This is a genomic window from Thermoplasmata archaeon (assembly GCA_038851035.1).
GTDB lineage: Archaea > Thermoplasmatota > DTKX01 > VGTL01 > VGTL01 > JAWCLH01.
In genome coordinates this window covers 63,244-80,878 of sequence record JAWCLH010000005.1, presented here as the reverse complement: position 1 = coordinate 80,878, position 17,635 = coordinate 63,244, and the positions used below count along the sequence as shown (strand labels likewise).

At 59.5% G+C, this 17,635-nt stretch carries 15 protein-coding genes and 3 tRNA genes; 7 read left to right on the top strand and 11 right to left on the bottom strand.

The annotated features are described in order from the left end of the window. Positions 1 to 2: 2 nt before the first annotated feature. The 3 genes from QW379_02745 to QW379_02735 are packed head-to-tail and all read left to right on the top strand — an operon-like array spanning position 3 to position 2,891. Positions 3 to 194 carry a hypothetical protein gene (locus QW379_02745; GenBank protein MEM2869323.1) on the top strand — a complete coding sequence of 64 codons (192 nt, stop codon included), beginning with the start codon at positions 3 to 5 and terminating at the stop codon, positions 192 to 194. Continuing rightward, positions 184 to 1,665 (top strand): amino acid permease, encoded by a 1,482-nt coding sequence (locus QW379_02740; protein MEM2869322.1) that lies wholly within the window; start codon positions 184 to 186, stop codon positions 1,663 to 1,665. The genes QW379_02745 and QW379_02740 overlap by 11 nt, the downstream gene beginning before the upstream one ends. A gap of 50 nt (positions 1,666 to 1,715) precedes the next feature. Then, positions 1,716 to 2,891 (top strand): MFS transporter, encoded by a 1,176-nt coding sequence (locus tag QW379_02735; protein MEM2869321.1) that lies wholly within the window; start codon positions 1,716 to 1,718, stop codon positions 2,889 to 2,891. On the opposite strand, the gene QW379_02730 is transcribed toward QW379_02735, so the two are convergent. Next, on the bottom strand, positions 2,849 to 3,532 hold the full coding sequence (locus QW379_02730; protein MEM2869320.1) for a hypothetical protein: 684 nt from the start codon (positions 3,530 to 3,532) through the stop codon (positions 2,849 to 2,851). The genes QW379_02735 and QW379_02730 overlap by 43 nt on opposite strands. Positions 3,533 to 3,817: 285 nt before the next feature. Here QW379_02730 and QW379_02725 point away from each other — a divergent pair. Beyond that, positions 3,818 to 3,940: transfer RNA gene (locus QW379_02725), tRNA-Thr, on the top strand. 158 nt (positions 3,941 to 4,098) lie between these two features. Here QW379_02725 and QW379_02720 read toward each other — a convergent pair. The 9 genes from QW379_02720 to QW379_02680 all read right to left on the bottom strand — a co-directional run bounded on the left by QW379_02720 (position 4,099) and on the right by QW379_02680 (position 11,453). Continuing rightward, positions 4,099 to 5,346, bottom strand: a complete 1,248-nt coding sequence (locus QW379_02720; GenBank protein ID MEM2869319.1) for a Ni/Fe hydrogenase subunit alpha — start codon at positions 5,344 to 5,346, stop codon at positions 4,099 to 4,101. Then, positions 5,343 to 6,101: a hypothetical protein gene (locus QW379_02715; GenBank protein MEM2869318.1), complete on the bottom strand. Its 759-nt coding sequence runs from the start codon at positions 6,099 to 6,101 to the stop codon at positions 5,343 to 5,345. The genes QW379_02720 and QW379_02715 overlap by 4 nt, the downstream gene beginning before the upstream one ends. Next, complete coding sequence (locus QW379_02710) at positions 6,101 to 6,922, bottom strand: FAD/NAD(P)-binding protein (protein MEM2869317.1); 822 nt, start codon at positions 6,920 to 6,922, stop codon at positions 6,101 to 6,103. Before QW379_02710 ends, QW379_02715 begins: the two co-directional genes overlap by 1 nt. Further along, positions 6,923 to 7,900 (bottom strand): 4Fe-4S dicluster domain-containing protein, encoded by a 978-nt coding sequence (locus QW379_02705; protein MEM2869316.1) that lies wholly within the window; start codon positions 7,898 to 7,900, stop codon positions 6,923 to 6,925. 359 nt (positions 7,901 to 8,259) lie between these two features. Continuing rightward, positions 8,260 to 8,388: a hypothetical protein gene (locus QW379_02700; protein MEM2869315.1), complete on the bottom strand. Its 129-nt coding sequence runs from the start codon at positions 8,386 to 8,388 to the stop codon at positions 8,260 to 8,262. A gap of 92 nt (positions 8,389 to 8,480) precedes the next feature. Then, complete coding sequence (locus QW379_02695) at positions 8,481 to 9,206, bottom strand: hypothetical protein (protein ID MEM2869314.1); 726 nt, start codon at positions 9,204 to 9,206, stop codon at positions 8,481 to 8,483. A gap of 278 nt (positions 9,207 to 9,484) precedes the next feature. Next, positions 9,485 to 9,557 (bottom strand) — tRNA-Gln (locus QW379_02690). 81 nt (positions 9,558 to 9,638) lie between these two features. Beyond that, the gene (locus QW379_02685) at positions 9,639 to 11,312 is read right to left on the bottom strand and encodes a glutamine--tRNA ligase/YqeY domain fusion protein (GenBank protein ID MEM2869313.1); all 1,674 of its coding nucleotides are present in this window, start codon (positions 11,310 to 11,312) and stop codon (positions 9,639 to 9,641) included. 67 nt (positions 11,313 to 11,379) lie between these two features. Continuing rightward, positions 11,380 to 11,453: transfer RNA gene (locus QW379_02680), tRNA-Gln, on the bottom strand. Between the two features lie 171 nt (positions 11,454 to 11,624). Here QW379_02680 and hutH point away from each other — a divergent pair. After that, a complete protein-coding gene (gene hutH, locus QW379_02675) occupies positions 11,625 to 13,148 on the top strand; it encodes a histidine ammonia-lyase (protein ID MEM2869312.1) in 1,524 nt (507 codons plus the stop codon). Here the strand turns inward: hutH and lysS are convergent. Then, positions 13,141 to 14,721, bottom strand: coding sequence for a lysine--tRNA ligase (lysS, locus tag QW379_02670; GenBank protein ID MEM2869311.1), 1,581 nt, complete (start codon positions 14,719 to 14,721; stop codon positions 13,141 to 13,143). The genes hutH and lysS overlap by 8 nt on opposite strands. A 96-nt stretch (positions 14,722 to 14,817) precedes the next feature. Between lysS and QW379_02665 the strand changes: the two genes are divergently transcribed. Beyond that, positions 14,818 to 14,991 carry a preprotein translocase subunit Sec61beta gene (locus QW379_02665; GenBank protein ID MEM2869310.1) on the top strand — a complete coding sequence of 58 codons (174 nt, stop codon included), beginning with the start codon at positions 14,818 to 14,820 and terminating at the stop codon, positions 14,989 to 14,991. A 52-nt stretch (positions 14,992 to 15,043) separates the two neighbouring features. Next, a complete protein-coding gene (locus QW379_02660; GenBank protein ID MEM2869309.1) occupies positions 15,044 to 17,629 on the top strand; it encodes a M20/M25/M40 family metallo-hydrolase in 2,586 nt (861 codons plus the stop codon). Positions 17,630 to 17,635 lie beyond the last annotated feature (6 nt).

Genomic DNA, 17,635 nt, shown 5'->3' with positions numbered 1-17,635 from the left:
GCATGACTGGCAGGAAGATGATTGCGGGAGGGAACCCCAAGAGGCAGGCGGGAGTGAGGGTCAGAGAGCTATATTGTCGAGAGCACGGGAGACCTGCTGGGTGGAGAGGGGGCGCAAAAAGCTCGGGGGAGAGAAAGGACGTGCCCCACTTGGTTGCGGTATTGAGGGGGGTGGGCGGAGCCAATGGCAACTGAGAACGGCGGCACGCTTGGCGAGCGCTGCAGACGTCGCTTCTTCATCACCAAGAGCGTGGAGGAGGTGCTAGCTGAGGCCGAGGCGGCACCCCACAGGCTCAGGCGCAGCCTCAATGTTATTGAAATTACCGCAATCGGCATAGGTGCGATCATCGGTGCTGGGATATTCGTCCTCACGGGAGTTGCGGCGGCGGTCAGGGCCGGTCCTGCTATCGTCATTTCCTTCATTGTCGCCGCGGTCGCTTGCGCCCTTGCCGCCCTATGCTATGCAGAGTTCGCATCAATGATTCCCATCTCTGGCAGCGCCTACACCTACTCCTACGCCACGATGGGCGAGCTCGTAGCCTGGATAATCGGCTGGGATCTGATTCTGGAGTACGCGGTTGGCGCGATTGCGGTGTCGATAGGGTGGTCGGGCTACTTCGTCCAGCTCCTGAGGACCTCGGGCTTCGAGTTCCCCGCCGCACTGGCTGCGGGCCCGTTTTCTGGAGGCTTCATAAACCTCCCGGCGATTTTCATCGTCCTGCTACTCACCCTCTTGCTCGTTCTAGGTACCCGGGAGAGCGCCAGAATCAATCTCGCGCTCGTGCTGACGAAAATCGTGGTAATTCTAATTGTCGTTATGGCTGGGGCATCCCACATAGACCCAAAGAACTACGAGAACTTCCTTCCTTTCGGGGTACCTGGAATCTTTGGTGGGGCCGCCATCGTCTTCTTCGCCTACATCGGCTTCGACGCCGCCTCCACCACAGCGGAAGAGGCGGAGAACCCCCAGAGGGATCTACCCATCGGTATAATCGGCTCGCTTGCGATATCCACCATTCTGTACATAGCCGCGGCCGCTGTCTTAGTCGGCATGGTTCCGTACAGCGAGCTGAACCAGTCCGCTCCCTTTGCGTACGCTTTCGCCCAGCATAATGTGGTCTGGGCGACGGCCGTGGTCTCCGCGGGTGCGATAGCGGGGATCACGAGTGTCCTCTTGGTCAGCCTCCTCGCCCAGCCGCGCATCTTTTTCTCCCTTTCGAGGGATGGGCTGTTGCCCAAAGTTGTTGCGAGAGTCCACCCGCGATTCGGGACCCCCTATATAGCGACTCTGGTCACGGGAGTTGCCGTTGCAATTTGTGCGGGCATTCTCCCAATTGAGATCGCGGCCGAGCTGACAAACATCGGGACCCTCTTCGCCTTCTTCCTAGTCAGCGTGGGAATCATCGTCCTTCGCAAGGTCAGGCCTGACCTCAGGCGACCGTTCAAGGTACCGCTGGTCCCCTGGCTCCCGGCGTTGGGTGCGATTTTCTGCTTGGCCCTTATGATCAGCCTCCCACCCCTGACGTGGTTCAGGTTCATAATGTGGCTTGGAATAGGGCTGATAATCTACGCCAATTATGGGTATAAAAAGAGCAAGCTCTTCAGCACACATAGCACCGACGCGGAGAACTTATCGGGGCCTGGGACTGGACAGCTCGGGGGATAGTGCCAGACCCCCCAATAGATTTATCTGGAAGCCCCAAGCTCCACCCACCGATGGACAGGGACTACAGGGTGATGCTCGCTGCCTCAGGTCTCAACACGGCGGTCACCGCGATGCTGTACGCTTCCCTCCAGTTCCTCGCTTACGAGAAGGGCCACTCCCTCATTTACGTCGGCCTCGTGGGCGCACTCCCCTACATCGGAATGATGGTGATGGCATACGTCTGGGGACTCCTATCCGACTGGCTCGGAAAGAGAAGGGACATCGTGGTCGCCACCGGCGTTCTGGGGAGCCTGCTCTTCTTCGTCTACCCCTGGCTGACGACGATCGAGCAGCTCCTCGCCGTCAGATTCGTCCAGGTCTGCCTGATGGGCTCGATAATATTGCTTCTGGCAGTCGTCACGGAGCGCTTTCCTGCGGAGAAGGGGAGGGTGATAGGGGACATAAACGTCCCGCTCTCGCTCGGCTGGATGGTAGGAGCGGCGGCGGCAGCCTTTCTTTACAGGGAGCACACGACAGAGCTCTGGGCGCTCTGCGGCGTCGTGGGGCTGGCTTCAGCTCTGGTGCTCGTGCCGCTCAGGGAGGAGAGGAGGGCCGCCGGGCTCAGGCCCATGCTCAGCGGGATGGTGACCTTCAGAAATAAGAAGCAGATAGGCCTCCTCTGCGCGGCGACGCTCGTTTTATTGATAGGTAACTACATGGTCTACTCGGTCTTCGCCCAGTACCTGCGCACACCCGACTTCGGCCTGAGCGAGTTTCAGATCGGTCTGCTCGTCGCGGGCTCGGGCCTCACCGGTGTTCTGGTGGTCCGATTCGCCGGAGAGCTGGCCGACCTGCGCGGAAGGCGGGGAATCTTCCTGGGGGCCATCGTGTGCTATGCGGCGAGCTGGACCCTCTATGCCCTGACCACGAACATCTACGTCGTCGGCCTGCTCTGGATGCTTCCCTACTGGTCCTTCTTCGTCACCAGCTCAACCGCGATCGCATCTGACCTGACCAGCGAGGAAGAGAGGGGGAGGGGCATAGGAATTCTGAATGCGGCGATCAACTCCGGGAACGTGGCTGGCTCCCTCCTCGGGGGCTTGGCTGCGGAGGTGCTGGGCTACCGGCCTACGTTCGGGATCGCTGCCGCTCTCGTGACCGCCTCGTTCTTCATCGCCCTCGGCGTCAGGGAGAGCAACTCGAGTCACTCCAGCGGCTCAACCCCCGCGGCTCCGCCCGAAAGGTAGAGTCGGGGCGCTGGCGGATCTCCGGCATATCTGAGCAGGCCCATGACTCGAACAAGAGTACCATTCTCCCATGGCCTCTTCTCCTCCGACGGTCTGTAAGAGTTCGAGGAGCAGTTCAGCTCAAGCGATGGATTGGACCGCTCGACTAGTCTGAAACTGAGGCTCTGCCCGCGGAGGTTTTTAAAATATGCCACGCCGGCGAGGGCGACGCCAGAACCGTTAAGAATTCCGCGCTCAAGCCACAGAACCTCCAGCGTGGAAGGGGAAAGGAACTCGAGCCTCGCTGCAGATTTTATCTGCATCTCCATCTTTCCGGCGAAGCGCTCGAGAACGCCCGAGGCGCGAATTCTCGCGCCAGTCAGTAGCCGGCCCTTCAGATTCGCACCCTCCAATAGAGTAGCGTCGATGGAAAGCCGAACCCCGGGCGGTTTTCCACCGGGCAGCAGCTCCACGTCGAGGCTTCCTTCCCACGACCTCCTAACTTCCCGCACCATTCCACTGATTGAAACATAGCTGCCCGCGGCTTCGGCCGGGACCGAGCCGGAAAGCTCGATGGGAGCGACGCTCACGGAGTAGGCGTACAGCCCGAGCGAGCCGAGGAGCGAGAAGAGCGTTGCGGCGGTGAGCAGTCTGTCAGCCATGTCCGGGAGCCTACTCCCCGAACGGCTTATCAAAGGCGCGTGGTACCTACCAGACCCCATGCCGATGGGGCTCAATGGCGGCCCTTTCTACCCGCACAAACTGGTGAGCAAAAGGCTACGGTGGAAAAACGGCGACAATGCGCTTGCCTATGTCGCATGCGAAGCGCGGGTCCTTGCGGGTTCTATGAATCCCCCGGCTAGACCTCCGGAATATTAACATAAGCTTTAACTAAGCCATCGGATATCAGGCCCCATAATGGCGGCTCCCGGAGGGAGCCCGCCCATGCCGCTGTGGCTCAGTGGTGGAGCGACTCCTTGGTATCCACCGGGGGGCTGAGTATGGATGAGGCCTCCAGGAGTCCTTTGCCGAACAGGAGTAGGTCGAGGGTTCAATTCCCTCCAGCGGCTCTGGGCCCCCGGAGGGGGCCCCTGGGATTTATCCGCTTTGATGAAACTTTGAGCCTCACAGGTTGCACGGGACAAAGTTTCGGGTTCAATTCCCTCCAGCGGCTCTGGGCCCCTGGAGGGGGCCCCTGAAAAGCCTGTGTCGACTTTCGAATGATTTCTCAGTGCGTCGAGCAGGAAAAGCAGGGGTCATAGGCCCTCAGAAGGCTCTCGGTCAGCTTCACCAGCTCCGCTCGTGGTTTTGTTATATTGGCGTTGAGCAGCGCCGTCAGGTCCTCTTCGATGTTGGTAAGGTTCTGGGCCGTCGGTGTGACTATGTCCGCCTCGGTGACGATGCCCTTCTCGTCCACGCGATAGGCATGGAATAGAGTTCCCCTCGGTGCCTCCGTTGCCCCCACGCCCCAGCCGGGCCTGACGACCCTCGGGACGGTCTCGTCCTTGAGCTCCTGGGCGAGCTCTCCAGCCAGCTCGATGCCTTCCTCGGTGTAGTGCACAAGCTCGATACCCTGCGCGACGAGATTGTGAAACGGGTTGACGCTCGGGAACTTAACAACGTCGCCGGCCAGCTCCCTGGCCCTATCGAGCAGCCTGTGGTGGAAAAGATTCACCCTGGATATGGCCCCGACGAAGAAGCCGTGGCCGTTGCGGTGGCTGAACTTGGCGGTGGAGTAGGTCCTGACCGCCTCGTTGAGGTACTTCTTATAATCGGTTAGCGGCGCGTTAACACCGGCGTCCGACACTATCCTGCCGCCGTAGGCCGGGTAGTTCTGGCCGTCGTCGAGCGCCGAGTACTCAGTTTTGCGGTGCAGTTCTGGATAGGCGAGGGAGGCGGCGAACCTGTAGGTCTCCACACAGTCTTCTAGGACCCCCTTGAGCTCCTTTTTCACCATGGCCATCTTTGTCCGGGATGGGAGTCGCATAAAGCCGCCGGGTACGGAGTTGACGGGGTGGACGGCTCGGCCTGAGACCACCTGAACGATGTCGTTTCCCACCGCCCTGACCCTGAGGGCGCGCTTGACGGCCTCCGGCGCCTTCCCGTAGAGCTCGACGAGCGTTCCGGCCCCGAGGTATTCGGGGAGGGCCAGAAAGTACAGGTGCAGGGCGTGGCTCTGCAGCATCTGCCCCACGATGCCTAGCCGGCGCAGTTTCTCTGTCTGTGCAGATGGCTGTATCCCCATGGCTTTCTCGATGGCCATTATGGCGGCGTAGTTGTGGACCACCGGGCACACCCCGCAAATTCTGGAGGACATCTGGGCGACCTCGTCGGCCCTCCGTCCGCGTAGGAACTCCTCGAAGAGGCGGCAGCCTTCGTGGACCTCCATCTGGACCCGGGCGCGGCCCTTCTCTATCTCGAAAGTGATCCGGGCATGCCCCTCGATCTGGGAGATGTAGTTGTAGCCGGCGCTCATTTATTATCACCCCCGACGTCTACGAAGAAACTGGAGTTGACCGCATACTTCCTGAAAAGGCGCACGATGTCCTCGGGGGAGGCCAGCTTCCTCAGGAGCTCGAGCTCATTGGACATCTCAGGCTTCTCCAGAGCACCGCGGCACCCGTCGCACGGCATGCCGGCGGTGGGGCAGGGCGCCCCGCAACCGCCGTACGTCACGGGGCCGGCGCAGGCGACCTTCTGGAGGAGCAGGCATGGGTTGTCCCTTTCCTTGCAGTCCATGCAGACGGGACGGACGTGCTCCCTGAGTGGGCGACCGGCAAGGACATCGCTGACCAGTTTCTCGATGTCCTCTCTAACGATGGGGCAACCGCGAATCTGGAAGTCGACCCTGATATAGTCGGAGAGGGACTTCACGTGGACCATTTCAAAGAGGTCCGCCTTATCACCATAGATGCGCTTCTTGGCGGAGACCAAGTCGCGGTAGTTGTTGAGGGCCGCTATGCCTCCGAAGCAGGCGCACGTCCCCATTGCGACGACTATCTTGCTCCGCTCCCGAATCTCTTTGACGAACTGGACCTCCTCGCTCGTCATTGCCGTCCCTTCGATGAACGCAATGTCGAAGTTCGTCCATTCGTTCCGGCCCTGACCAACGCGGAAGTGCTTTATGTCGACGTTAGTCAGTATCTCGAGCAGATGCGGAGAGTTAAGCAGCTCGACCTCGCAACCCTCGCAGTCAGTGAGGTCAAAGATACCGACCACCGGCTTCGCCATCAGATCGCCTCCGGGAGTTCCTTTACTTCCGCATAGTTGAACACGGGGCCGTCCAGGCAACAGTACTTGTGGTTGATCTGGCAGTGCTGGCACTTGCCGACGCCGCACTTCATCAATCTCTCCAGTGACACATATATCTGCCTGTCCTCCATACCCGCCTCTTTGAATCGCTTGATTGCGAACTTGTACATCACCGGCGGACCGACGATGATGCCCACTGCGTCCTTTATCGGGTAGGTGAGCTTGTCGATGAGGGCCACGCCGAACCCGACGCAGCCGTCCCAGTGGCAGGGGGTCCCGTCGGGATTCTTGGCTGCGTCCACCGTGACAAGGAAGTTTGCCCTTTTTTTCCAATCGTCGAACTCGTGTTTGAAAAGAAGATCGGCAGGAGTTCTCGCGCCGTAGAGGATGGTCACCCTCCCGAAGTCCTCTTTATGGGCTAGGACATAGTTTATGTGACCACGCACGGGGGGCAGGCCCAGACCGCCGAGCAAATAGACGATGTCCTTTCCCTTGATGGAATCCAGCGGGAAACCCACTCCATAGGGACCCCTGATGTAAATCGCGTCGCCGGCCGTCATCTTGTGGACCGCGTTTGTCACGGAGCCCACCCTGCGTATGCATAGGTCAATGTAGCCCTTCTCCTCGGGACTTGAGCAGATTGATATCGGCGCCTCGCCGATGCCGGGCACAGAGAGCTCCACAAACTGGCCGGGTTGGTGGGTGAAGCCACGGCTGACCTTGATGCGGAACACCTTGGTGTCGTAATTGAGCTCGGTGACCTTCATTATCGTCCTCTTCTGGGGCTGGTAGATATTCATTCATCCCACCTCCAGCTTCTCGAGGTTGGCGCGCATATTGATGCCTGCCGGACAGTAGACGATGCAGCGGCCGCAGCCGACGCAGGCAGGGAGACCGAACTCGTCCACAAAGCTCTTGAACTTGTGTGTGTAGATGTTGCGGAAGCGGTCCTTTATATTCGGCCGAAACTTGTGGCCCCCCGCAACGGTGGCGAAGTTCAGAAGGGTGCAGGAGTCCCAGAAACGCTCGCGTCGCGAGTTCTCAGGAACCACTTCAGAGGTATCGGCTACATCGTAGCAGTAGCAGAGAGGGCATACCGTGGTGCAGTTGGTGCAACCGAGACAGAGCCTGGCCATCTCGTCCCACAGTGGGTTGGTGTGGTTTCTGGCGAAGCTGCGCCAGACCTTCTCGTAGTCCAGCGGTTTCTTCTCCTCACACTCCGCCGAAATCCCGGTGACAGCTAGGTCCGTAGCGTGAAACAGAGGGGAGCCGAGGAGCTTCCGACCTTTCTCCGTACCGGCATATACGATGTAGCCGTCGCCCTCTTCCCTGAAGAAGAGGTCGCAAACCCCGTGGGGAAGCCTGTCCGCGTTCATTGATTTGCAAAAACACTCCTCGCTCGGCTTGCATTCAACACCCATTATCAGCATGCCGCCTCGGCGGGCAGAGTAGTAGGGGTCGCTGGCCATGGCCATGTCCAGCCGGACGATGGCATTTATATCGCAGATATGGAGACCGAAGAAAGCCAGTCTCGACTCGGGCAGCATTTCCCTGAACTCGCCCTTTCTGAACTCGAACATCGTCTCCCGGGGCGGGTGCAGGTACTTCTTCACCGGCAGCACAGTTCTCGGGTAGTCGAGAACCGGCGGGTGCTCATCGTCGATTTCCGCAAACATGAATACGGACCCGTGTTTGACCGGGCCGATGACAGTGTACTCCCCTGCCAAACTGGATAGGAACCTGCCGACGTCGCCCTTTTTAATTTTTTTTCCAATCATCCTCATCACCGTCCGTTTCCCGCCCTGCCGGCGTGGAGCCAACCTGACGGTAGTGTATCTCTGTGATTCTCTACCCCCCGGTGGAGAATATTCCTGATAGATATGAACTTTGTTCTTTGGTACAAAGATGGCAGCATTTCTTTGTTTCTTTGTGCCTAATGGCGTACGGCCTGTCCCGCACAGACTGCACTCGCCTGTGTTTAAGGAGTTAGAGCAGCGCCTATTCATCGCATCATTCAACGGAATGGCCTCCGGGAAGAGCGCATGGACCGCCTTCCTTCTCGAAAGGCCCATGTAGAACTCGTTCGGGACACCTTGCTGGGGCACTTCTGGGCGCAGAGGCGCTAGCCGGTGCAAAGCTAGCTTCTAATGTGGCGGGGGCGCCTGAGGACGCGGACCCTGAATCCGAGCTCCGCCAGAACCCGCGAGGCCTGGACACCGGCGAGGCCGCCATCCACGACAAGAACTGCACCGGTTTTCGCACCCATCGCTGCCTCCCCCGCGACCTCCAGACCGGTGGATGTGTTCTATCGCTCCTCGCTTTCCGCCATAATCACTCTCATGCGTCGCAGGTCTTTTCTCATGACGGCAATTCCTTGATTTGAGAGATGAGTTCCTCACCTTTCAGAAACTCAACCCGATCCCCTGCCTCAGCGATTCCGCCATGAGCCGTGCTATACAGAAGTATGCTATCTCCTTCGTTAATTTTTAAGTTGTTGTTGTTATCGTTGAATCGCCCGTTGGCCACCGGGATGGTGCTCAATAATGTGCTCATCCTTACAGTGCCTGTTTCTGGATCTATTATTTTGATGGTAACTTCAGTAGATTTTTTAGCCCCATTGGTGACATTTATTATCCAGTCTCCCTCAGCAGTTTTTTTAGCACGTATTCCTAAAGCCTCCTCGAAAGGATACTCCGGCAGCTCCTTGATGGTGCCGAGGACACGATTCCCCATCCTCAGCTCAAGCCTCATTCCTTCGAATATTTCGCCGTTGTTTTTAAGAAAGATTGTGTCTCCCGTGTCCAGCCTATTGTTATTGTTCCTGTCGTTGAATTCACCATCGGATGAACCCATCCATGTCAATGGACAGGTATACACCAAGTCATTTGTCTTGCCATCAAATACCTGTAACCTCACTTCCTCGGCGTTTTCAGAACCCCGCGTAATCTCAATCAACCAGCCGTCTGGTCTTGGCGTCACCCGGAGTCCGTATGTGGTGCCCCCTTCCCCGCCCGCAACATTCGGGGTCCTGTTGACCACCATAACAAGAGCGAGGGCGATGCTCACCCCAACAAGCACGACCACTGTTAAAATGATGGCGATGTTTTTCTCGGGAGTTCGGGCCGGTTGGAGTGACGGTTGGGCCATGTATTGATATTGAGGAGAATATAGCTGGGGTGGCTGCTGTGGAGATGCCTGCGGTGGATGCTGCTGGCTGGCAGATGGTACATATCCTTGCTGGGGCCCTGTGGAACACATAATAATATGAAAGGAAAAATCTCATAATAACTATTGTGCCTACGGCCCGTTTGAGCCCCTCTTATCCATTTGCCCCGCCCCAAAGCTCCGGCGGGCCGCGGCAATAGCCCCGGGTGGATTCGAACCACCGTCCCGGGATGCAGGACCCCGGATGATTGACCTCTACACTACGGGGCTTTTTTGACTGCGCCGGGCCGAATTTCGTTTCCGTAATTAAAGATTTGCAGGAGGGCGCCTCCTTGGGCCTCGTTCGCCCTCTCACCCCTGAGACCTGCTCTTGCTCCATCTATCCTTCAGTCGCACGGTCAGGTTCAGGACGAGTCTTTCGGGCGTCGTGTCCGGATCCACGCAGAAGTACCCGACTCTCTCTAGCTGAATACGGTCTAGGGGCTTCAGCCTCTTCAGAGCAGCCTCGACTTTGCAGTCCGTGAGAACCTCGAGGGATTTGGGGTTAAGGAACTCCCTGAAGTCCCGGCCCTCCTGCCCCGCCGGGTCTTCGACTGTGAATAATTTATCGTAAAGCCTCACCTCCGCACTTATGGCGTGGGGGACAGACACCCAGTGCAGAGTTGATTTCACCTTCCTCCCGTCCGGGGCACTACCACCGCGCGTCGCGGGGTCCACGGTACACCTAAGTTCGACCACCTTGCCATTTTTTTTCACGGCCTCCCTGCAGGTCACGAGATAAGCACCCCTAAGCCTGACCTCGCGGCCGGGCGCGAGTCTGTAGAAGTCCTTTGGCGGGTTCTCCATAAAATCATCCTGTTCGATATAGAGCTCCCTTGAGAACGGGACCTTTCTCTTTCCCGCGGAAGGGTCCTCTGGGTTGACCATCACCTCAACCTCCTCCACTTGGCCCTCCGGGTAGTTCTCGATAACGACCTTCAGGGGCCTGAGGACGCCCATGTATCGCGGGGAGGTCTTATTCAGGTCCTCCCGGATGCAGTGCTCGAGGAATTCGAAGTCCACTGTGCTGTTGACCTTTGCCACGCCTATTCTCTTACAGAAAAGCCTGATGCCGGCGGGCGAGTAGCCCCGGCGCCTCATTCCACTGATTGTCGGCAGCCGGGGGTCGTCCCAGCCGGAGACCCTCCCCTCCTCGACGAGCTGCCTGAGCATTCTCTTACTCATCACTGTATAGCTTAGGTTTAATCTGGCGAACTCGATCTGCTGCGGGTGGTGGACGCCCAACTGGTCGAGGAACCAATCGTACAAGGGTCTGTGGTCCTCGAACTCAAGGGTGCATATGGAGTGGGTGATGCCCTCTATTGAGTCCTCAAGCCCGTGGGCCCAGTCATAGGTAGGATATATGCACCACTTCGTGCCCTGCCTGTGGTGCGGGACCTTCAGAATTCGATACATCACCGGGTCCCTCATGTTCATGTTGGGGTGGGACATGTCTATCTTCGCCCTCAGGACTCTGCTCCCGGTCTCGAACTCTCCTCGGCGCATCCTCTCGAAGAGGTCGAGGTTCTCTTCGATGCTCCTGTTGCGGAAGGGGCTGGGGGTTCCGGGCTCCGTCAGCGAGCCCCGCATTCTGCTTATCTCCTCCGCACTGAGGTCGTCGACATATGCCTTCCCGGCCTTTATTAATTGAACAGCGTACTCATACATTTTCTCAAAGTAGTCCGAGGCGAAGAATAGCCTATCCTCCCAGTCGAAACCCAGCCAGCGCACATCCTCAATTATTGAGTCCACGAACTTCTGCTCCTCCTTGACAGGATTGGTGTCGTCGAACCGGAGGTTGCACTTCCCGCCATATTCCTCCGCAATGCCGAAGTTCAGGCATATCGACTTCGCGTGGCCGATGTGCAGGTAGCCGTTCGGCTCGGGCGGGAATCGTGTGTGGACCCTCCCCCCGAACCTCCCGGTCCTATTGTGCTCATTTATGATCTCCCTAATGAAGTCAGATGCAGGCTCCTTTTCCTCCATCCCGCTCACCACCTCCCCTGCATACTGGATGCCGCCTACTTATAATTTAACCAGGTTTATCAGAGAATGGCAGCCCCGACCAGAGTCGAACTGGTGCCTAGAGATCCAGAGTCTCTTATGCTACCACTACACCACGGGGCTATCCATTTTTTAGTCCTTGGTAACCGGGGTCCCCCCGGGAGCGGCCCCACCGGCACTTCTCCGTACTCGTTAATATAGGAGGGTCTATTTAATGAAATCGCCCCGGCACGCCCTCCGGTACCGATTTCCACTTATATCTGTAAAGAATATGCCGCACCGTGGGTGCGAAGCATGACGGTGGTCCTTGACGGTCACTCCCTCACAATCGAGGACGTTGTGAGGGTGGCCAGGGGCGGCGAGCGAGTGGAGATTCACGGCGACGCGAGGGCGCGAATTCAGCGCTGCAGAGAGATGCTGGAGCGCAAGATTCGTACCCGCGAGATAATGTACGGTGTTAACACGGGCATAGGGGAGCTCTCTGAGGTCGTTCTCACCCCCGAGCAGGTCGAGCGATTCCAGCGATATCTTCTCTATTCTCACGCTGCGGGCTGTGGCGAGCCATGTACGGAGGAGGACGTGCGCGCCGGAATGCTCTCCCGCCTGAACACGCACTGCTGGGGCCACTCGGGCATCAGGCTCGAAATCGTCGAGACGCAGCTCGAGATGCTCAACCGGGGCGTCACGCCCGTGGTCTGTCAGAAGGGTTCGGTCGGGGCCTGCGGTGACCTCTCCCCCATGGCCCAGATGGCCCTGACGCTGATGGGCGAGGGGGAGGTATTTTACAAAGGGAAGAGACTGCCGGCGAAGCAGGGTCTCGAGGAGGCTGGAATTCATGCGATTGTGTTCAGGGAGCGCGACGGACTCGCCGCCATCAACGGCTCCAACATGATAACTGGCATGGGCTGCCTGCAGATATATGACGCGTGGCGGTGGCTCAGGACCCAGGAGGTCGCTCTAGCGATGACCCTCGAGGCCCTGAACGCCAACATGAAGGCCTACGACCGCCGAATTCATGAAGTACGGGGCTATCCGGGGGCAATCGCCTGCGCTGAGAATATCAGAAGGCTCACCGAAGGCTCTGAGCTGCTCAAGCGGCCAGGAAAGAAGGTGCAGGACGCCTACTCCCTGCGCTCCAGCCCTCAGGTCGTGGGAGCCGCTCGCGATGCCCTCGAGTGGGCACGACAGATTTTCGAGATCGAGCTCAACCACGCTGCCGACAACCCGACCTTCTTCCCCGACGAGGACCTTGTGCTTACTGGAGCGAACTTCCAGGGCACTCCCCTCGCGCTGGCGCTGGAGCTCGTGGGTATGTCCATCACAACCGTCGGTGTCCTCTCGGAGAGGAGGACCAACAGGCTCATGAACCCGCACCTTTCCATGGGCCTTCCGGCCTTCCTGACGAAAGGCGCCGGGATGTTCTCCGGCCTGATGCTCGCCCAGTACACCGCAGGTGCTCTGGTCTGCGAGAACAGGGTCCTCTGCACGCCGGCAGCCGTTGGATCGATTCCCGCGGCCGCGGACCAAGAGGACTTCGTCTCCATGGGGATGACAACTGCCATCAAGACCCGCCAGATAATCGAGAACTCGTGGACGATTGTGGCCATTGAGCTGATGGCGGCTGCGCAGGCACTTGATTTCAGGTCTCCGGTCAGGCCATCCCCAGCATCGCAGGCGGCTTACGAGGAGATTCGCAAGGTCGTCCCAAAACTGGAAGAGGACAGGCCCCTCCATCCGGACATCAACAACCTGACGAGGGCCATACGGGAGAACAGGGTGCTGGATGCGGTGGAGAGGGTTGTCGGAAAGCTCAGGTGAGCCCTCTCCCGGCCGCTCTCAATCTCCCGACCACCCAGTCCCTATCCAGGGACTGGAGGAAGTAGCCCATCCTCGGGCCCCTCTCCTTGCCCAGCATGACCTTGTAGACCGCCCCGAAGGTCCTGGCCGCGTCTAGCCCCATCGCCTTGCCCTTCTCGTGAATTGCGTTGTGAATTCGCTCCGCCTCCCAGGGAACTGTGGAAAGCTCGACCGCGAGACCAGCCAGCAGCCCCTTCTCCGCATCATCGAGCCGGACCGCCGGCACTGTCCTCTGGAGAACAAACCTGTGCTCCTCCGGGGCGTATTTTTCAACCCAGGCCCTCACGCACCCTACCTTTTCCGCAAGCTTGCGTTCCCAAAAATCGTCTAGGCCGTCGAGCTGCCTGTTGCGCGCTAGAATTCCCTTCACGCCCTCGAAATCCGGCGCGAGCTGGACGATTGTGACGAGGTGCGTGTAGGGGACCTGAAAGAATGTCTGAGCCGGTTTATCTATCTGGGAGAGCTCGTATGACCTTTTCAGGTCGCCAGCATCTTCCTGAGGTGATGGCTTGTCCACTCCGTAGTAGACCCTCTCAATGTGCTCGTAGTCCTCCACGAGGTGGAGAAGGTTTCTCGAGATGTCGAAGTCCTTGTGCCGCGTGGCGCGTGTCCGGAAGAAGAAGAACCGCAGCACCTCGGGAGGAGCCACCTCTAGGAATTGCTCCACCGTTAAAATATTCCCGAGGGACTTGGACATCTTCCTACCCCCGACAAGGATGTGCTCGTAGATGACGGGTTTCGGGGGTTCGTAGCCGAAAACCTCCCTGGATATTACGCTAGAGGTGTCGTAGGAACCCCCGGAAGCAGCGTGCTCCTTTCCGAATGGCTCACATGTGACCCCTAATATCTTCCAGCGCGCCGCCCACTCCACCCGCCAGCTTAGTTTCCCGTTGCGGAGGTCAGCCTCGCCTTCATAGCCGCAGCCCTCGATGCGCATTTTTCCAGCGACGCCGCCTGAGCATCTGTACAGCACCTTGTCGCCTCTATATGCATATGCGTGCGTCGTCGCGATTTTGCCGCAGCGCTCGCAAACCGGCTCAAAGGGCAGCCAGTCAGAGGCTTTCTCGGTACCCGATATATCGCGCAGAATTCGCCGGATAGTGTCGCCCCTTTCGAGAGCGACGCGCGTCAGGGCCTCGTATTCCCCCTTTCTATACATCTCGGCACCGGACCTGACCTCAGGCCGCACCCCCAGCCTGGCGAGAGAAGCAACGAATGGCTCGACGTAATGCTCCACGAAGCTGTGCGGATGGCCCTCGGGGCAGGGGAGGGAGTAACAAGGTTTGCCCAGGTGGGCATCAAACTCCGCCGGGAGCTGCTTCGGTAGCCTCCGGAGGGGGTCGGCGTCGTCGGCTATCCAGATAAGCCTCGCCCTCCCCCCAATCTCCCTGACCGCCCTTGCCACGCCGTCCGCTATTATCACATCGCCCGCGTTCCCGATGTGAATCTGGCCGGATATCGAGGTTCCGCTCGCTACAACGTGCTCCACTCCGCGCCGGAGGAGCTCCCGCGCAATGACGTCGACCCAGTGCACTGTGGGACAATGGACGAACGATTATTAAATCGTGGTGCCATGCGTGGGGTGCTCCGGCAAAAGAGATTTATACCGCGACGCATATAATAAGAAGCGATGGCGAAGGGAAAGTCGAAGAAGGGCGAGGGCTTCCACTCCGCGGCAGGTCTGATTCGCTACTTCGACGCCGAGGACGAGACCGCCATGAAGATACCGCCCCTGGCGGTCATTGGGGCATGCATCGCGTCTATTATTATCGTTGAGTTTCTGAGAAACGCCTTCCCGACCTGAGCGAGCCCCCGTCACAAAACCGTTATATTCGGCGGTCTCCATTGACGAGTTCATGATGGCCTTGCCACTCCGGGGAGCGATCTGCCTGCTCCTTGCGACGCACGTGCTGCTTTCAGGCACGGCTGGGGGGTCACCGGGTCATTCGGCAGAAAGGGATGGGGCGGGCGATGGGGCTTTCCGCTCCTCCGTTTATACCATGCCCGCAGGATTTTTAGATAGAGTCCAACTCGAGAAGCTGCGCGGGTGGGTCCTGGCCCTCCAGTCCCTCGGGACGAGGTATGTCTATTCCGACAAGGCTATGGAGGCGGCGGACTACATTCTTAAAGAGCTTCAGGGGATGGGTGTCCCGGCCTCGCTACAGACTTTTCTCTACAATGGGCATTACATAAGTAATGTTGTCGCCGAACTCCATGGCCGGGGCCCATCCCTCCCAGCTTTTGTTCTCTGCGCCCATTACGACAGCATCAACGGCACAGAGTCTCAGTTCAATCCATATGCCCCCGCCCCGGGTGCGGACGACGACGCCACCGGCGTTGCAGCGGTTCTGGGGGCAGCGCAGGCCCTTTCCCGCGCCCGGACAAACCACACGGTTATTTTCGCGTTCTTTACGGGCGAGGAGATCGGGAGGGTCGGAAGCTCGGAGTTCGTAAGAAGGCTCGTGGAGAGCGGTAGGCAGATTGCGGGAGCGATATGTCTCGATATGATAGGATACAACCACGAGTTCCCCAAGGTAGACATCGTGAGCAACGAGCGCTCCCTTTGGCTCGCCGGGGCGGCAAAGAAGGCGAACTACTACGGCGGCGTTGGACTGAGGTCGAGGAGTGTGGTCACCAGCGACGACCCCCCCCGCTGGAGCGACCATGTGTCTTTCTGGGAAAGAGGAATCGACGCGATATGCCTCATCGAGGACGAGAATCCCACCGAGAACAGCCGGTACTTCAGGGCCAACCCCTACTACCACTCGGGCGAGGACACCCTGGAAAAGTTGAACCTCTCACTGATGGTCAGGATTGCCAGACTGGGGCTCGCGACCGCGGCCGGCCTCGCCAGCCTTGCCCTCCCCGACCTCAGGCCCCAGCTCCTCTCCTATCCTTCGGCCGGCATCCTTGAGGGCGATGAGCTTTGGTTCGATATTCGCATGGTGAATGAGGGGGAGGCGATCGACAAGGGCTCCGTCTCGCTTCTGGTGGATGGCGTCGAGGTGGATCGTGCTGAAGTCAATCTGAGCCGGGGCGAGGCCCAGTTGCACTGGCGCGCCACAGCTGGAGCGCACGAGCTGCGCTTCGTCGCCGACCCCGAGGATGACTTCGCGGAGTGGGACGAAGCGAACAACGTCCTCGCAATCCCCCTCCATATCGCCTGGAGGCCGGACCTCCTTGTTTCAGAGCTGAGAGCCGACGATACAACCCCCCTCCCGGGGCGGCCGCTTCGCATTTGGGCCGAGGTGCGAAACGAGGGGGGAGCGCCGGCGTCGGCGCGCCTCACCCTGTCGTCCTCTTCTGAGGGCACAAACCCTCTGCTCAACGAGAGCTTCACCCTGTCCGCGGGAGGGGCCAGAATATTTATGGCCGTGGCTCTCGCGCCGGATGCGGAGGAGACCTTCACCGCCACCGTCTGCGACGCCGACCCTTACGAGGCCGATGTCTCTGACAACCAGCGAAGCCTCACAGTCGAGCCCCATCTGCTCAGCTCCAGCGGCCTCCTCCTCAAGGCCACGCCGGACGTGGCGGACCCTGGGGAGCCAGTCACGCTCGAGGTCGAGACCGGACCCTCCGGTGCGCAAATAAGCGGTTTTCTCTTCGACTTCGGCGACGGAACGCGCGCGGGCTGGCTGGGCGCGCCCTTCGCTCCCCATGTCTATACAGTGCCCGGGGTTCATCTCGCGCGCGCCCGCGTCCGGGACGGGAAGGGAGCGGAGACAGAGCTCGATCCCCTGCCCGTGACGATAAGGGAGGTGAAGCCGGTGGCGCTCGCCCGGCTGGAAAACGACGCGCCGGGCATCAACGAGAGCGTGGGGTTGAGCGCCTCGGCCTCTTTCGACCCTGACGGCGAGATAGTCCAGTACCTCTGGGAATTCAGCGACGGGGCTCGGAGCCTAGGCAAGGAAGTGCGCCACAAGTTCCGTACCGCCGGTAGCCACACCGTCAGGTTGACTGTGGTGGATGACAGGGGCAACGCGAACTTCACTGAGATTCAGATTCTCATCGTCAACAGGCCGCCCTCCGCAGTGATTCGAATCGACCAGAGTGCGCTCTTCACGGGCGAGGAGGTGGGAATCGATGGTTTGTCGTCTAGCGACTCTGAGGGAAACATCGTCTCGTGGTGCTGGGAGCTAGGCGATGGGAACACGAGCGCGGGGCCGTCCCTCACCCACGCCTACTCCTCGCCCGGAATGTACTCTGTCAGGCTAACGGTCACGGACGGGCTCGGCGCGGAGGGCTCGGCGGAAGTCCGGGTGAGGGTCTTCGAGAGACCGCCCGCACCTCGTCCGGCCGGGGAGGCCGCCCCCTCCTGGGCGACGCCCGCGGCAGCGCTCGTGATGCTCGCGGCGGGCGGGCTGCTCCTTTCGAGGGAGCTGCGGAGGGGGGTAAGAAGAGGGGGAGCCGGGGTAGACGTCCCCGGAGACTCTGAGGAGTAGGCTTCC

Excerpts from the sequence above, each read along its gene's own strand:
- QW379_02665 (MEM2869310.1), top strand. The coding sequence starts at position 14,818 with ATGGCGAAGGGAAAGTCGAAGAAGGGCGAGGGCTTCCACTCCGCGGCA.
- QW379_02745 (MEM2869323.1), top strand. The coding sequence starts at position 3 with ATGACTGGCAGGAAGATGATTGCGGGAGGGAACCCCAAGAGGCAGGCG.
- QW379_02685 (MEM2869313.1), bottom strand. The coding sequence starts at position 11,312 with ATGGAGGAAAAGGAGCCTGCATCTGACTTCATTAGGGAGATCATAAAT.
- QW379_02740 (MEM2869322.1), top strand. The coding sequence starts at position 184 with ATGGCAACTGAGAACGGCGGCACGCTTGGCGAGCGCTGCAGACGTCGC.
- QW379_02710 (MEM2869317.1), bottom strand. The coding sequence starts at position 6,922 with ATGAATATCTACCAGCCCCAGAAGAGGACGATAATGAAGGTCACCGAG.
- QW379_02660 (MEM2869309.1), top strand. The coding sequence starts at position 15,044 with ATGATGGCCTTGCCACTCCGGGGAGCGATCTGCCTGCTCCTTGCGACG.
- QW379_02705 (MEM2869316.1), bottom strand. The coding sequence starts at position 7,900 with ATGATTGGAAAAAAAATTAAAAAGGGCGACGTCGGCAGGTTCCTATCC.
- hutH (MEM2869312.1), top strand. The coding sequence starts at position 11,625 with ATGACGGTGGTCCTTGACGGTCACTCCCTCACAATCGAGGACGTTGTG.
- QW379_02700 (MEM2869315.1), bottom strand. The coding sequence starts at position 8,388 with ATGGGTGCGAAAACCGGTGCAGTTCTTGTCGTGGATGGCGGCCTCGCC.
- QW379_02730 (MEM2869320.1), bottom strand. The coding sequence starts at position 3,532 with ATGGCTGACAGACTGCTCACCGCCGCAACGCTCTTCTCGCTCCTCGGC.
- QW379_02720 (MEM2869319.1), bottom strand. The coding sequence starts at position 5,346 with ATGAGCGCCGGCTACAACTACATCTCCCAGATCGAGGGGCATGCCCGG.
- QW379_02715 (MEM2869318.1), bottom strand. The coding sequence starts at position 6,101 with ATGGCGAAGCCGGTGGTCGGTATCTTTGACCTCACTGACTGCGAGGGT.
- QW379_02735 (MEM2869321.1), top strand. The coding sequence starts at position 1,716 with ATGGACAGGGACTACAGGGTGATGCTCGCTGCCTCAGGTCTCAACACG.